At 51.9% G+C, this 13,860-nt stretch carries 21 protein-coding genes; 6 read left to right on the top strand and 15 right to left on the bottom strand.

Annotated elements, in window-relative coordinates:
- Positions 1–314: 314 nt before the first annotated feature.
- Positions 315–869, top strand: a complete 555-nt coding sequence (locus tag OGW13_RS01780; protein ID WP_042998365.1) for a gamma carbonic anhydrase family protein — start codon at positions 315–317, stop codon at positions 867–869.
- Here OGW13_RS01780 and OGW13_RS01775 read toward each other — a convergent pair.
- The 6 genes from OGW13_RS01775 to dprA are packed head-to-tail and all read right to left on the bottom strand — an operon-like array spanning position 845 to position 4,637.
- On the bottom strand, positions 845–1,102 hold the full coding sequence (locus OGW13_RS01775; RefSeq protein WP_042998366.1) for a DUF1488 family protein: 258 nt from the start codon (positions 1,100–1,102) through the stop codon (positions 845–847). The two genes, OGW13_RS01780 and OGW13_RS01775, sit on opposite strands and share 25 nt — an antisense overlap.
- Positions 1,099–1,917 carry a shikimate dehydrogenase gene (gene aroE / locus OGW13_RS01770; protein ID WP_080343322.1) on the bottom strand — a complete coding sequence of 273 codons (819 nt, stop codon included), beginning with the start codon at positions 1,915–1,917 and terminating at the stop codon, positions 1,099–1,101. The genes OGW13_RS01775 and aroE overlap by 4 nt, the downstream gene beginning before the upstream one ends.
- Positions 1,918–1,921: 4 nt before the next feature.
- Positions 1,922–2,494: an L-threonylcarbamoyladenylate synthase type 1 TsaC gene (tsaC, locus tag OGW13_RS01765; RefSeq protein WP_044265313.1), complete on the bottom strand. Its 573-nt coding sequence runs from the start codon at positions 2,492–2,494 to the stop codon at positions 1,922–1,924.
- A complete protein-coding gene (locus tag OGW13_RS01760) occupies positions 2,487–3,041 on the bottom strand; it encodes a DNA topoisomerase family protein (RefSeq protein WP_044257542.1) in 555 nt (184 codons plus the stop codon). The genes tsaC and OGW13_RS01760 overlap by 8 nt, the downstream gene beginning before the upstream one ends.
- Positions 3,042–3,067: 26 nt before the next feature.
- Complete coding sequence (gene smg, locus OGW13_RS01755) at positions 3,068–3,541, bottom strand: DUF494 family protein Smg (RefSeq protein ID WP_012908442.1); 474 nt, start codon at positions 3,539–3,541, stop codon at positions 3,068–3,070.
- The gene (dprA, locus tag OGW13_RS01750; RefSeq protein WP_044257543.1) at positions 3,513–4,637 is read right to left on the bottom strand and encodes a DNA-protecting protein DprA; all 1,125 of its coding nucleotides are present in this window, start codon (positions 4,635–4,637) and stop codon (positions 3,513–3,515) included. The genes smg and dprA overlap by 29 nt, the downstream gene beginning before the upstream one ends.
- 129 nt (positions 4,638–4,766) lie before the next feature.
- On the opposite strand from dprA, the gene def reads away from it, so the two are divergent.
- The 5 genes from def to mscL all read left to right on the top strand — a co-directional run bounded on the left by def (position 4,767) and on the right by mscL (position 9,530).
- A complete protein-coding gene (def, locus tag OGW13_RS01745) occupies positions 4,767–5,276 on the top strand; it encodes a peptide deformylase (protein ID WP_042326273.1) in 510 nt (169 codons plus the stop codon).
- 14 nt (positions 5,277–5,290) lie between these two features.
- Complete coding sequence (gene fmt, locus OGW13_RS01740) at positions 5,291–6,238, top strand: methionyl-tRNA formyltransferase (RefSeq protein ID WP_287115516.1); 948 nt, start codon at positions 5,291–5,293, stop codon at positions 6,236–6,238.
- A gap of 52 nt (positions 6,239–6,290) precedes the next feature.
- Positions 6,291–7,580, top strand: a complete 1,290-nt coding sequence (gene rsmB / locus OGW13_RS01735; protein ID WP_287115515.1) for a 16S rRNA (cytosine(967)-C(5))-methyltransferase RsmB — start codon at positions 6,291–6,293, stop codon at positions 7,578–7,580.
- A gap of 21 nt (positions 7,581–7,601) precedes the next feature.
- Positions 7,602–8,978, top strand: a complete 1,377-nt coding sequence (gene trkA / locus OGW13_RS01730; RefSeq protein ID WP_042998372.1) for a Trk system potassium transporter TrkA — start codon at positions 7,602–7,604, stop codon at positions 8,976–8,978.
- 141 nt (positions 8,979–9,119) lie between these two features.
- Entirely contained in the window at positions 9,120–9,530 is a 411-nt protein-coding gene (gene mscL, locus OGW13_RS01725) for a large-conductance mechanosensitive channel protein MscL (RefSeq protein WP_042326268.1), read from the top strand.
- Here the strand turns inward: mscL and arfA are convergent.
- The 9 genes from arfA to rpmJ all read right to left on the bottom strand — a co-directional run bounded on the left by arfA (position 9,527) and on the right by rpmJ (position 13,833).
- The gene (arfA, locus tag OGW13_RS01720; protein ID WP_042998373.1) at positions 9,527–9,745 is read right to left on the bottom strand and encodes an alternative ribosome-rescue factor ArfA; all 219 of its coding nucleotides are present in this window, start codon (positions 9,743–9,745) and stop codon (positions 9,527–9,529) included. The two genes, mscL and arfA, sit on opposite strands and share 4 nt — an antisense overlap.
- A 55-nt stretch (positions 9,746–9,800) precedes the next feature.
- Entirely contained in the window at positions 9,801–10,226 is a 426-nt protein-coding gene (gene zntR / locus OGW13_RS01715; protein WP_044257546.1) for a Zn(2+)-responsive transcriptional regulator, read from the bottom strand.
- A gap of 10 nt (positions 10,227–10,236) precedes the next feature.
- A complete protein-coding gene (locus OGW13_RS01710) occupies positions 10,237–10,605 on the bottom strand; it encodes a DnaJ family domain-containing protein (protein WP_058587488.1) in 369 nt (122 codons plus the stop codon).
- Between the two features lie 106 nt (positions 10,606–10,711).
- Positions 10,712–11,098 carry a 50S ribosomal protein L17 gene (rplQ, locus tag OGW13_RS01705; protein ID WP_001216372.1) on the bottom strand — a complete coding sequence of 129 codons (387 nt, stop codon included), beginning with the start codon at positions 11,096–11,098 and terminating at the stop codon, positions 10,712–10,714.
- 40 nt (positions 11,099–11,138) lie between these two features.
- Positions 11,139–12,128 (bottom strand): DNA-directed RNA polymerase subunit alpha, encoded by a 990-nt coding sequence (locus OGW13_RS01700; protein ID WP_001162094.1) that lies wholly within the window; start codon positions 12,126–12,128, stop codon positions 11,139–11,141.
- 25 nt (positions 12,129–12,153) lie between these two features.
- Positions 12,154–12,774, bottom strand: a complete 621-nt coding sequence (gene rpsD / locus OGW13_RS01695) for a 30S ribosomal protein S4 (protein ID WP_000135226.1) — start codon at positions 12,772–12,774, stop codon at positions 12,154–12,156.
- Between the two features lie 33 nt (positions 12,775–12,807).
- The gene (gene rpsK / locus OGW13_RS01690; protein ID WP_001029684.1) at positions 12,808–13,197 is read right to left on the bottom strand and encodes a 30S ribosomal protein S11; all 390 of its coding nucleotides are present in this window, start codon (positions 13,195–13,197) and stop codon (positions 12,808–12,810) included.
- Between the two features lie 16 nt (positions 13,198–13,213).
- Positions 13,214–13,570 (bottom strand): 30S ribosomal protein S13, encoded by a 357-nt coding sequence (rpsM, locus tag OGW13_RS01685; RefSeq protein WP_012908431.1) that lies wholly within the window; start codon positions 13,568–13,570, stop codon positions 13,214–13,216.
- 146 nt (positions 13,571–13,716) lie between these two features.
- On the bottom strand, positions 13,717–13,833 hold the full coding sequence (gene rpmJ, locus OGW13_RS01680) for a 50S ribosomal protein L36 (protein WP_000868187.1): 117 nt from the start codon (positions 13,831–13,833) through the stop codon (positions 13,717–13,719).
- Positions 13,834–13,860 lie beyond the last annotated feature (27 nt).

Here is a 13,860-nt window from a genome sequence, read left to right as displayed (position 1 = left end):
TTTAGCGCTCTGTCGCGAGGTGGCGTATATTACGCTTTCCTCTTTCAGAGTCAACCCTGATTTTCAGGATTTTTCTCTTCGCTGTGACGACCATCTTGTGAAGCGTTCCACTTTGTCGTCTCAACGGAGGCGCATTATAGGGATCCCATTTTTTTGCACAAGCCTTTTTTAGATCTTTTTTTCCGTTCGCTGCTTTTTCATCCCTTTCGCTCCATTCATGCGCAATTTGGCGAATTTTTGATAGCTAAAGCACTTGCGCAAGGCCAGAAATGCAACCAAAGTCATCATTACTGTTCTCTTTCCTTGAGGTAAACATGTCTGACGTATTACGTCCTTATAAGGATCTTTTCCCACAGATTGGCCAACGGGTGATGCTCGACAGCAGCAGTGTGATCATTGGCGACGTTCGCCTGGCAGACGATGTGGGGATCTGGCCGCTTGTCGCGATCCGTGGCGATGTAAATTACGTTGCGATCGGGGCGCGTACGAATATTCAGGATGGCAGCGTGTTGCATGTCACGCACAAATCCGCCTCCAACCCGGATGGCAACCCGCTCATTGTAGGAGAAGATGTGACGGTCGGGCATAAAGTGATGTTGCACGGCTGCATCATTGGCAACCGGGTCCTGGTCGGTATGGGATCGATTCTGCTGGATGGCGCGGTGATTGAAGACGACGTAATGATTGGGGCGGGAAGCCTGGTACCGCAAAACAAACGCCTGGAGAGCGGCTATCTCTATTTGGGGAGCCCGGTCAAACAGATCCGGCCGCTAACAGAGGAGGAGAAAGCGGGTCTGCAATACTCCGCCAGAAATTATGTGAAATGGAAAGACGAGTATCTCGCTCAGGGTAACCAAACCCAGCCATGATCGTCTTCTTGCTGGGACTGGATCAGTGCTTCCGCTTCTTCTTCCAGATCCCAGCGATGTTCGCAAAAGTGAGCTAACCATTGTTCCGTCGTTTCACCACCAAAGCGATTCGCCAGCGTTTCTCCCTTAATAGCGCACATTAACTGCATGCCATTAACCAGCGCGGGAAAGCAGACCGCTTTTTTCTGCGCGTCCCACTCTTCCCGGTCTGGAAACTGGATGGCCTGATTCATGCGGATAACTCCTGCTTGAGACGCGCAATCACTGGCTCAATTTCCGGCAACACGCCGTGCCAGAGCAGAACGGCATGAGCTGCTTGTCCCACCAGCATCCCCAGGCCATCGGCATAACGTTTCGCACCCTGGCGTTCACACCAGGAGAGAAACGGCGTATTGCCCTTTTGGTAGAACATGTCGTAACAACATACGGACGAACGAATGAGCGATGCCGGGATCGCCGGGATCTCACCGCTGATGCCGCTGGAGGTGGCATTAATGATCAGATCAAACTCATGTCCTTCCAGCTCATCCATACCCAGCGCCTGCACGCTACCTGTATGTGCAAAAACCTGTGCCAGTTCTTCCGCACGGGATGCCGTCCGGTTAACAATCGTCACCCCGCAATCCAGAGAAAGCAGCGGTAACAATACACCACGCGAAGCGCCACCCGCGCCAATCAGCAGGATACGTTGCCCCGGCTGGATAAATGACAGACGTTCGAGGTCACTTAGCAGACCGATGCCGTCGGTGTTGTCACCCAGCAACCGACCATCTTCGAGCCGCTTGATCGTATTCACCGCACCGGCCAGGGCTGCACGCTCGGTGAGTTCATCGGCGCGGGCAAATGCTTCTTCTTTAAATGGCACTGTGACGTTCACTCCTTTACCGCCGTCGGCAAAGAACGCGTTCAGTGTGTTGATGAAATCATTAACAGGCGCCAGCACACGGCCATACGGATGCGCAATCTGCAGCTGCTGCGCAAATTGCTGATGAATAAACGGCGATTTGCTGTGCGCGATTGGATTACCAAAAACAGCATAGGTTTCCATCATCTTACCCCTGTCGAAACAACTCGCCCGTCAGGGCATCACGGATTTCCGAAGGATTCAATCGACCTCCGGTTTCTCCTGACACCACCGGGAAGTCTGTACCAAACTGTGTGCGAACTTCCTCAACCGTACGGCAAGGGGGTAATCCACTCAGGTTGGCGCTGGTTGAAACCAACGGTTTGCCATAAGCCTGGCACAAGGCGACCACCAGCGGATGATCCGTCACGCGCACCGCCAATGAATCAAAGCGCCCCGTCAACCAACGAGGCGTCGTCGCTGGCGCAGGGAAAACAAAGGTCACCGGACCAGGCCAACGAGCAAACACGGCATCACGCTGGGCATCGGTCAACATACTGTCGTCAATATACGGCTTGAGCTGCTCAAAACTGGCGGCGATCAAAATTAACCCTTTATCCACCGGACGCTGTTTCAAGGCCAACAGACGATTTACGGCCACTTCGCTATCGGGATCGCACCCGACGCCAAAGACGGCTTCTGTTGGATAGGCGATGACATTCTCTTTATTCAGTACCTCTATTGCGTCAGCGATAGGGTCTGTTGGCAGGTTATTATTCACTTGTTTGTTCCGCCGAAACCGGCTTTCCACATTGTTTACTGGCGCAAAAGTGCTTCACACCCTGCGCGGTTTTCTTTTCGATGAGTAGCGGATAGTGGCACTCAGGACACTCTCCGGCTATCGGTTTGAAGTTAATGACAAACTGGCACTCCGGATAGCGATCGCAGGAGTGGAAGGTTTTGCCATAACGGGAACGCCGCTGGACCAGATGGCCCGTCTGGCATTGAGGGCAGGTAATAGCGGTTTCATCGGGTTTATCAATGAGCTCGGTATGCTCACATTCTGGATAGTTGCTGCAGCCGATAAACATACCAAAACGCCCCTGGCGCAACACCAGTTCGCTGCCGCAGTCAGGGCAATGTTTCCCCTCCAGAACTTTGACGATATGTCCGTCCGCTGAGGATTTCAACGGACGGATATAGTCACATTCCGGATAGTGCGAGCAACCAAGAAACGGACCGTGTTTCCCGGAGCGAATCACCAGTTCAGCCCCGCACTGTGGACAGGGCTCATTTTTACGCACCGAAAACAGTGCTGATTTAGCCATAACAACTCATGCTGAATTAAGGTTGATTAATGCAGCATACCTTCATTCACTTCAAAGAGTAATTCTTCCATTTGCTGATATGCATTTTCACAACCTGGAATATTGAACAAAACCATCAGGATGACCCACTTCAGGTCTTCCAGGTCGAATTCTGCGGTATCCAGCGCGAGCACACGTTCAATCACCATTTCTCGCGTTTCGAGGTTTAGCACCTGAATCTGCTCAAGGAATAACAGGAATCCCCGGCAACTGGCATCCAGTCGGTCACACTCTTCTGGGGTATAAATACGCACAGAGAGAGGATCGGAGGCGAGCTGCATCGGCTCGGCAAGACCTTCCTGGTAGTCAGCAAGCTTTTCCAGCCACAGGAGCGCGTTGTAGATGTCTTCACGATCAAAACCAGCGTCGGTAAGATCCCGTTCAAGTTTGTCCTGATCCACACGTAATTCAGCTTCATTGTGGATATATGTCTCAAACAAATACATTAGTACGTCGAACATGGCATGCCCTCCTCAATCGGACATAGCCGCCGGGTACAACTGCGATCCATCCTGCTAACTCCAGTTCGAGTAGCTGAGCCACTACCTCTGGCACAGGTTGGCCGGCACGTTCAGCGACGACGTCAACAGGTGTTACCTCATCTCCTACGTTAGCCAGGAGCTCGGGAAATGGCAATGCTGCGCCTTCCTGATCTGATGAATAAAGTGATTTTTCAGGCTCATCTGGCAGCCAATGCAAGCCGTACTGCAAATTTTCCATGATTTCATCTGGGGCCGTCACAAGGGTGGCACCCTGCTTCACCAGCCAGTGTGGCCCTTCGCTTCCGGGGCTGCCGAGGGGGCCAGGGATAGCGAACACCTCTCGTCCTTGCTCTAACGCACAGCGCGCGGTGACCAACGAGCCACTGCGTAATGCCGCCTCAACCACCAGAACCCCTTTACTCAGACCGCTAATGATACGGTTCCGGCGGGGAAAGTTGCGCGGTAAAGGGGCCATCATTAACGGAAATTCGGACACCAGCGCGCCTCCCGTTTCCAGCAACGCATCGGCCATCCCGGCATGTCGGCGGGGATAGACGGATTGCAGGCCGTTGCCTAATACGGCAATGCTTTTCCCCTTTGCCTGGATCGCCGCCCGATGGGCGATGCCATCAATACCTCGCGCCAGACCGCTGGTAATGGTGATATCCCAACTGGCCAGTTTCTCACAAAACATCTGCCCCCATCGTTCGCCATACCAGGACGGCGTTCGGCTTCCCACGACGGCGAGTTGAAAATCATGGAGACATCGCGGGGAGCCAACGACAAAAACCGCACCGGGATAATCTTCAATGGCGCGAAGCTGTGCAGGATAATCTTCACTGTCTGCCAGTAATAAGTGATGGTGCGGCAACTCAAGCCAGCGAAGGGTTCTTTCCAGTTCTTTTTCCGGAAAGGTCAAAAAGCGCGTTGCCTGGGAAGGGGAAAGGCCGGCACGCCGCAATGCGGCGATATCAATAGCCGGCTGTGATATCAGTCCGTGAGCGACGCGCACCATCTCATCGCCGAACAACTCATTCACAGCCATTAAACGTAGCCAAATTTCGGTACGGGTCATCCTTATCCCCCTGCCACAAGCAGTCTTAGCAATCTTTGCGATTGGTCACTGATGCTGTCAATCAGAGGGGGATTTGTCTAGAATAGAGGTAATAATCTTTCCAACTCCTGAACACAACTCTGGATAACTATGTCAGTTTTGCAAGTGTTACATATTCCGGACGAGCGCCTTCGCAAAGTCGCAAAGCCGGTAGAAGAAGTGAATGCAGAAATTCAGCGTATCGTCGATGATATGTTTGAGACGATGTACGCGGAAGAAGGTATTGGCCTCGCAGCAACGCAGGTTGATATTCATCAGCGGATTATCGTCATTGACGTGTCGGAAAATCGTGACGAACGCCTGGTGTTAATTAACCCGGAACTGCTGGAAAAAGAAGGCGAGACCGGTATTGAAGAAGGTTGTCTGTCTATTCCGGAACAGCGTGCTTTAGTGCCGCGTGCTGAGAAAGTGAAAGTTCGCGCGCTCGATCGCGAGGGTAAACCGTTTGAACTGGAAGCCGACGGCCTGCTGGCTATCTGTATTCAGCACGAGATGGATCACCTGGTCGGTAAACTGTTTATCGATTATTTGTCACCGCTGAAGCAGCAACGTATTCGTCAGAAAGTTGAGAAACTCGACCGCCTGAACGCACGAGCTTAAGGACAAGAATCACCGTGTCAGACTCACTACGTATTATTTTTGCGGGTACACCTGACTTTGCAGCGCGTCATCTTGACGCGCTGTTGTCTTCTGAACATCACGTTGTCGGGGTATTTACCCAGCCCGATCGCCCGGCAGGTCGGGGAAAAAAACTGATGCCGAGCCCGGTAAAAGTGCTGGCAGAAGAAAAAGGCATTCCGGTTTTCCAACCCGTTTCCTTGCGCCCGCAGGAAAACCAGCACCTGGTTTCTGACCTGAATGCAGATGTTATGGTCGTCGTCGCGTATGGTCTGATTCTGCCGAAAGCCGTGCTGGATATGCCGCGTCTCGGTTGCATTAACGTCCACGGTTCGCTGCTGCCGCGCTGGCGCGGCGCGGCGCCCATTCAACGTTCTCTTTGGGCTGGGGACGCCGAAACGGGCGTGACCATTATGCAAATGGACGTGGGTCTCGATACGGGCGATATGCTCTATAAGCTCGCCTGCCCCATCACCGCGCAAGACACCAGCGGCACACTGTACGACAAGCTGGCGGATCTTGGTCCGCAAGGGCTGATTGAAACGCTGAAGCAGTTAGCTGAGGGTCGTGCAAATCCGCAAGTGCAAGATGAATCGCTAGTCACTCACGCAGAAAAGCTCAGTAAAGAAGAAGCGCGCATCGACTGGTCGCTTTCTGCGACACAACTGGAACGTTGCATTCGCGCATTCAATCCCTGGCCAATGAGCTGGCTGGAAATTGACGGCCAGCCGGTAAAAGTCTGGCAGGCATCCGTAATAGCGACGCCGACGCTGGCAGAACCGGGAACCATCCTTGACGCCACGAAACAAGGCATTCAGGTCGCGACCGGCAACGGAGTCCTGAACCTGCTCTCATTGCAACCCGCCGGAAAAAAAGCGATGAGCGCCCAGGATCTTCTGAATTCACGTCGGGAATGGTTCATTCCTGGCAACCGTCTGGTCTGACGGTCACTTCTGATAACGCCCGGTGTTACCGGGCCTTTTTATTTTTGCGGTTATGAATAAGAAACTTAACTTACGCAGTATGGCGGCGCAGGCCGTTGAACAGGTCGTCGAGCAAGGGCATTCACTGAGCAATGTCCTGCCGCCGCTACAACAAAAAGTCTCCGATAAAGACAAAGCGCTGCTACAGGAACTCTGTTTTGGGGTTCTGCGTACGCTGTCGCAACTCGACTGGTTGATCAACAAACTGATGTCCCGCCCAATGACGGGAAAACAGCGCACCGTGCATTACCTGATAATGGTGGGATTCTATCAATTACTGCATACCCGAATTCCTCCACATGCAGCGCTGGCGGAAACGGTCGAAGGTGCCGTAGCGATAAAGCGCCCGCAGCTTAAGGGGCTAATAAACGGTGTTCTGCGTCAGTTCCAGCGTCAACAAGAAGTACTGCTCGCGGAATTCGCCAGCAGCGACGCGCGTTTTCTGCACCCTGGCTGGCTACTTAAACTCCTGCAAAAGGCGTACCCCACCCAATGGGAAGCGATTATTGATGCCAACAATCAGCGCCCCCCGATGTGGCTACGTGTGAATCGCATACACCATACGCGCGACAGCTGGCTGGCATTGCTCGAAAACGCCGGGATGAAAGGTTTCACTCATCCCGACTATCCCGATGCCATCCGTCTGGAAACAGCAGCACCGGTCCATACGCTTCCTGGGTTCGATGAAGGATGGGTCACCGTTCAGGACGCCTCTGCTCAGGGGTGCGTGGCCTTCCTTGCTCCGCAAAACGGCGAACACATTTTAGATCTGTGTGCAGCACCAGGCGGTAAAACCACCCACATCCTCGAAGCGGCTCCCGAAGCAAACGTGCTGGCAGTTGATGTGGATGAACAACGACTCTCCCGCGTTTATGACAACCTGAAACGTCTTAGGATGAAAGCGACGGTTAAGCAGGGTGATGGGCGTTTCCCTGCACAATGGTGCGGCGAGCAGCAGTTTGATCGTATCCTGTTAGATGCCCCCTGCTCTGCAACCGGAGTTATCCGTCGTCACCCGGATATCAAATGGCTTCGCCGCGATCGTGATATTACCGAACTGGCAAAGCTACAGGCTGAAATTCTTGATGCCGTCTGGCCGCATCTGAAATCCGGCGGCACGCTGGTCTATGCCACCTGTTCCGTTTTGCCGGAAGAGAACAGTCAGCAGGTTCACGCCTTCTTACAGCGTACGACGGATGCCATGCTGAGCGAGACAGGCACACCCGAAATGCCGGGTCTTCAAAATCTGCCGGGTGCAGAAGACGGTGATGGCTTCTTTTACGCTAAGCTAATCAAAAAGTGATGGGATAACGGGTCACGACTGATGAAAATAATCATTCTGGGCGCAGGACAGGTGGGTGGAACGCTGGCAGAGAACCTGGTCGGCGAGAACAACGACATCACCGTGGTGGATACCAACGGTGAACGCCTGCGCAGCCTGCAGGATAAGTTCGATCTGCGTGTCGTTCAGGGACACGGCTCGCACCCACGCGTGCTGCGTGAAGCCGGGGCGGATGATGCGGATATGCTGGTTGCCGTGACCAGTTCTGATGAAACGAACATGGTTGCCTGCCAGGTGGCTTATTCGCTGTTTAATACGCCGAACCGAATCGCCCGTATCCGCTCTCCCGATTATGTCCGTGATGCGGACAAGCTGTTCCACTCAGAAGCCGTACCTATCGATCACCTGATCGCGCCCGAACAACTGGTCATCGACAGCATTTACCGCCTGATCGAATATCCAGGCGCATTACAGGTCGTCAATTTCGCAGAAGGCAAAGTGAGCCTTGCCGTCGTAAAAGCCTATTACGGTGGCCCACTGATCGGGAACGCGCTCTCAACGATGCGGGAGCATATGCCGCATATCGATACCCGCGTTGCGGCGATTTTCCGTCACGACAGACCGATCCGCCCACAGGGCTCCACCATTGTCGAAGCGGGCGACGAAGTCTTCTTTATTGCCGCTTCCCAGCACATTCGTGCGGTGATGAGCGAACTGCAACGCCTCGAAAAGCCTTACAAGCGCATCATGCTGGTTGGCGGCGGTAACATCGGGGCAGGTCTGGCGCATCGTCTGGAAAAAGATTACAGCGTGAAATTGATCGAACGCGATCAACAGCGCGCTGCCGAGCTGGCCGAAAAACTTCAGAATACGATCGTCTTTTTTGGCGACGCCTCGGATCAAGAATTGCTGGCCGAAGAGCATATCGATCAGGTCGATCTGTTTATTGCCGTTACCAACGACGATGAAGCTAACATCATGTCAGCGATGTTGGCTAAGCGCATGGGGGCGAAAAAGGTGATGGTGTTGATTCAACGCCGCGCTTATGTCGATCTTGTTCAGGGTAGTGTGATCGATATCGCGATCTCTCCCCAGCAAGCAACCATCTCGGCTCTCCTTAGCCATGTGCGAAAAGCGGACATCGTTGGCGTCTCTTCATTACGCCGTGGCGTCGCGGAAGCGATTGAAGCTGTCGCTCACGGCGATGAAAGTACCTCACGCGTTGTCGGCCGAGTCATCGACGAGATCAAACTTCCGCCAGGCACGATTATTGGTGCTGTCGTGCGTGGTAACGATGTGATGATTGCTAATGACAACTTACGCATCGAACAAGGCGATCACGTCATTATGTTCCTGACAGATAAAAAGTTTATTACCGACGTCGAACGCTTATTTCAGCCAAGTCCTTTCTTCCTTTAACATTGAAGGGTGCATTGTTTGCACCCTTTTTAATCCCCTGATTTATCAAGGCTTAATTCATAATCTTAATCTCAATACTTAAATGGCAAATGCCTTAACATTTGTTAAACTTATTAACGTCAGCTGCATAGGGAGAATATAATGAGCATTATTAAAGAGTTTCGCGAATTCGCGATGCGCGGGAATGTTGTCGATTTGGCAGTGGGTGTCATTATCGGTGCGGCGTTCGGTAAAATTGTATCGTCACTGGTTGCCGATATCATTATGCCGCCGCTGGGTTTGTTAATTGGTGGGATCGATTTTAAACAGTTTGCTGTGACGTTACGTGATGCGCAGGGAGATATCCCGGCCGTTGTGATGCATTATGGCGTGTTTATTCAGAATATCTTCGACTTTGTGATTGTCGCCTTTGCTATTTTCATGGCAATTAAGCTCATTAACAAACTCAATCGTAAGAAAGAAGAGCCGGCGGCTGCACCGGCACCGACGAAAGAAGAAGTCTTGCTTACTGAGATCCGCGACCTGCTGAAAGAACAGAATAATCGTTCTTAACAGACCGCAGAAAGCAGAAGGCCAGTGGTAAAAAAGTGATTCACTTTCTTGCCACTGGCCTCCCAGTTACCCCGGTTACCGTGTTTGCCTTTACGTAAATAACTCCCTTTCCCTTTCTTATTCTTTTCAACACGCTGTCTGAATAGAGGGTCATGTAATAATGCCTCAATGGCATTGTCCTTTATCTGCCCTTTCGTATGCTGATAACGACTCATAATAACTCCAGTTTGTAGTTTAACGGCGGGAGTGTAGTCCCACCTGTCTGATAAATCAACAGCCCGACGCCACTCCACTGGCTCCTTGTTCAAGAGCTTCCAGAATTGAGCAGTACACACTGCTATGCGCAGTGCCACAGCAGGCATCGTTCAAACGCTGCAATGAACGCTGCATGCTTTGCAGTTCGGCAATACGAGCTTCAACTTCTTTCAGCCTGTCCTGCACGATCCCTTTGGATTCCTGACAGGTATGATGTTCAGGATCGATACGGATCGATAACAATTCACGGATCGACTCAAGGGTAAAGCCAAGCTGTCGGGCATAGCGGATGAATTTAAGCCGTTGAAGATCCTTTTCCGTATATAACCGGAAACCGCCTTCAGTGCGCACCTCATGCTCCATCATCTGCTGCTTTTCATAGTAGCGGATCGTATCAGGGGTCACTTCCGCCAGCTTTGCTAACTCACCAATGCGATACATGTCCACTCCATTAATTATCGTTAATTTTATGCAGCAACTTATCAGCATACTCACCGCGTAAAAATTCCGTGCTCAGACCGGACTGCCGCAGCTTCAGTTCCAGCAGTGACAAACGCCGACTCACTTCCTGATACTGCGGATCATCCTGCCGCAGGCCTTTCAGCAGATCCAACAACTGGATGGCTTCTTTCCGCTGCTCCAGTTCGGGTGGGAGACAGCCTGCGTTCTTCAGTAAGCGATAACCGGCACGTAGCTCATCAGGCACATGTGAATCATCATCCAGCACCAACGGTTGGCCAGCGCCGCGAAGATCTTCAAACTCACCTTTTCTTTGTGCATCGATGATATGACGCTCTGCCCACTGGTCCAGTAACCACATAATGACTCCAGGGGATGAACAAAAAGAGTACAGATATTGTAGATAAGTGGGGGTGCTGCGGATATAAAAAAACCCGCCGAGGCGGGTTTTTTTACGTTACTACAGATTACTCTGCAGCAGCTTCTGCTTTCGACTCAGAGCGATCAACCAGCTCGATGTATGCCATCGGCGCATTGTCGCCTGCACGGAAGCCACACTTCAGAATGCGAGTGTAACCACCGGCGCGGCTCGCGAAACGCGGGCCCAGCTCGTTAAACAGTTTTGCCACGATCTCGTTATCACGAGTGCGGGCGAATGCCAGACGACGATTAGCTACGCTATCAGTCTTGGCAAGAGTAATCAGCGGCTCAACTACGCGACGCAGCTCTTTCGCTTTAGGCAGGGTCGTCTTGATGATTTCATGACGAACCAGTGAACCTGCCATGTTGCGGAACATAGCCTGGCGATGGCTGCTGTTGCGGTTCAGTTGACGACCACTCTTACGATGGCGCATGACCTTATCCTTCTCAGTAAAACCTTAACCTGTGATCCGGTTACTCGTCAGCGATGCTTGCCGGTGGCCAGTTTTCCAGGCGCATGCCCAGAGACAGTCCACGGGAAGCCAGCACGTCTTTAATCTCAGTAAGAGATTTTTTACCAAGGTTAGGCGTCTTAAGAAGCTCAACCTCAGTACGCTGTACCAGATCACCGATATAGTGGATAGCTTCTGCTTTAAGGCAGTTAGCAGAGCGGACAGTCAATTCCAGATCGTCAACAGGGCGCAGCAGGATCGGATCGAATTCTGGTTTCTCTTCTTTCACTTCCGGCTGACGTACATCACGTAAATCAACGAAAGCTTCCAGTTGTTCTGCCAGAATGGTCGCCGCACGACGAATCGCCTCTTCAGGATCGATTGTGCCGTTGGTTTCCATTTCGATGACCAGCTTGTCCAGGTCGGTACGCTGTTCTACACGCGCTGCTTCAACATTGTAGGCAATACGCTCTACAGGGCTGTAGCATGCGTCGACCAGCAGACGGCCGATTGGGCGCTCATCTTCTTCCGAATGAATTCGGGTAGAAGCCGGCACATAACCACGACCGCGCTGAACTTTGATACGCATGCTAATAGACGCGTTCTCATCGGTCAGGTGGCAGATCACGTGCTGCGGCTTGACGATTTCGACATCCCCGTCATGGGTAATGTCGGCTGCAGTCACAGGGCCAATGCCAGATTTATTCAAGGTAAGAATAACTTCATCTTTACCCTGAACTCTCACCGCCAGCCCTTTCAGGTTGAGCAGGATTTCCAGGATATCTTCCTGAACGCCTTCTTTGGTGCTGTACTCATGTAGTACACCATCAATCTCAACCTCGGTCACCGCGCAACCCGGCATCGATGAGAGCAGAATACGGCGCAGTGCGTTACCCAGAGTATGGCCGAAGCCACGCTCTAAAGGCTCAAGGGTCACCTTGGCGTGCGTCGAACTCACTTGCTCGATATCTACCAGGCGCGGTTTTAGAAACTCTGTCACAGAACCCTGCATTGTGTCCTCTCTTTGGTACTAAGCTTTACTTGGAGTAAAGCTCGACGATCAGGTGTTCGTTAATGTCCGCAGACAGATCAGAACGCTCAGGCTTACGCTTGTACGTACCTTCCATCTTGCCAGCATCAACTTCCAGCCAGGTTGGCTTTTCACGCTGCTCAGCCAGCTCCAGAGCGGCTTTCACGCGAGACTGCTTCTTCGCTTTCTCACGAATGCTAACAACGTCATTCGGACTAACCTGATAAGAAGCGATGTTAACAACACGACCGTTTACCATAATCGCTTTATGGCTAACCAGCTGACGTGCTTCTGCACGAGTGGCGCCGAAGCCCATACGGTATACAACGTTGTCCAGACGACCTTCCAGCAGAGCCAACAGGTTTTCACCGGTGTTGCCTTTCAGACGTGCTGCTTCTTTGTAGTAGTTACGGAACTGACGCTCCAGCACACCGTAGATACGGCGAACTTTTTGCTTTTCACGCAACTGCACACCATAGTCAGACAGACGCGGTTTACGCGCACCGTGCTGGCCAGGAGCTTGTTCAATTTTACACTTGGTATCGATCGCGCGAACGCCAGACTTAAGGAATAAGTCGGTGCCCTCACGACGGCTCAGCTTGAGCTTAGGACCCAAATATCTTGCCATTTTCTATCTCCAACTAACCTGGAAAACGAAGCGTTATACGCGACGTTTTTTCGGCGGACGACAACCGTTATGAGGGATCGGAGTCACATCAGTAATATTAGTGATGCGGAAACCAGCGGCGTTCAGAGCACGAATAGTAGATTCGCGACCTGGACCCGGACCTTTAACCATAACTTCCAGATTCTTGATGCCGTATTCTTTTACGGCGTCAGCGCAACGCTCTGCTGCAACCTGAGCTGCGAACGGAGTAGATTTGCGAGAACCACGGAAACCGGAACCACCGGCTGTTGCCCAACCCAGCGCGTTACCCTGACGATCAGTGATAGTCACGATGGTGTTGTTGAAAGAAGCATGGATATGAGCCACGCCGTCAGAGACTTGTTTTCTTACACGTTTACGTGCACGAATTGGTGCCTTTGCCATTATTCAATCACCCCGATTATTTCTTGATCGGTTTGCGCGGACCCTTACGGGTACGTGCGTTGGTCTTAGTACGCTGACCGCGCACTGGCAGACCACGACGATGACGCAAACCGCGATAGCAACCAAGATCCATCAGGCGCTTGATGCTCATGCTGATTTCACGGCGCAGATCACCTTCAACGACAAATTTGGCAACTTCGTCACGCAGCGTGTCGATTTGTCCTTCAGACAGCTCACTGATCTTAACATTTTCAGCGATACCCGCTGCAGCCAGGATGGCTTTAGAACGGGTCTTACCGATGCCGTAGATCGACGTTAACGCGATCACAGCATGTTTTTGATCAGGAATGTTAATGCCTGCTATACGGGCCACTATGCACTCCTACTATTTAATATGTACGCACCATGCTGAAAAGCCCGTTTTCAGGATACTCAAATGGAAACGTACAGACATACAAAAGATTGGCTGGCTAATCTAGCCAGCTCAACCCAACTTTGCAAGAAAAATATGCGAATAAATCAGCCTTGGCGCTGTTTATGCTTCGGCTCGGCACTGCAAATCACACGGATGACACCATCACGCTTAACGATTTTGCAGTTACGGCATAATTTCTTGACGGAAGCACGAACTTTCATTTTTACTCTCCGTAACTTCTCGGGCGA

It is taken from the genome of Citrobacter sp. Ca225, from assembly GCF_030337175.1.
GTDB classification, from domain to species: Bacteria; Pseudomonadota; Gammaproteobacteria; order Enterobacterales; family Enterobacteriaceae; genus Citrobacter_A; species Citrobacter_A amalonaticus.
This window is presented reverse-complemented; position numbering and strand designations above follow the sequence as displayed.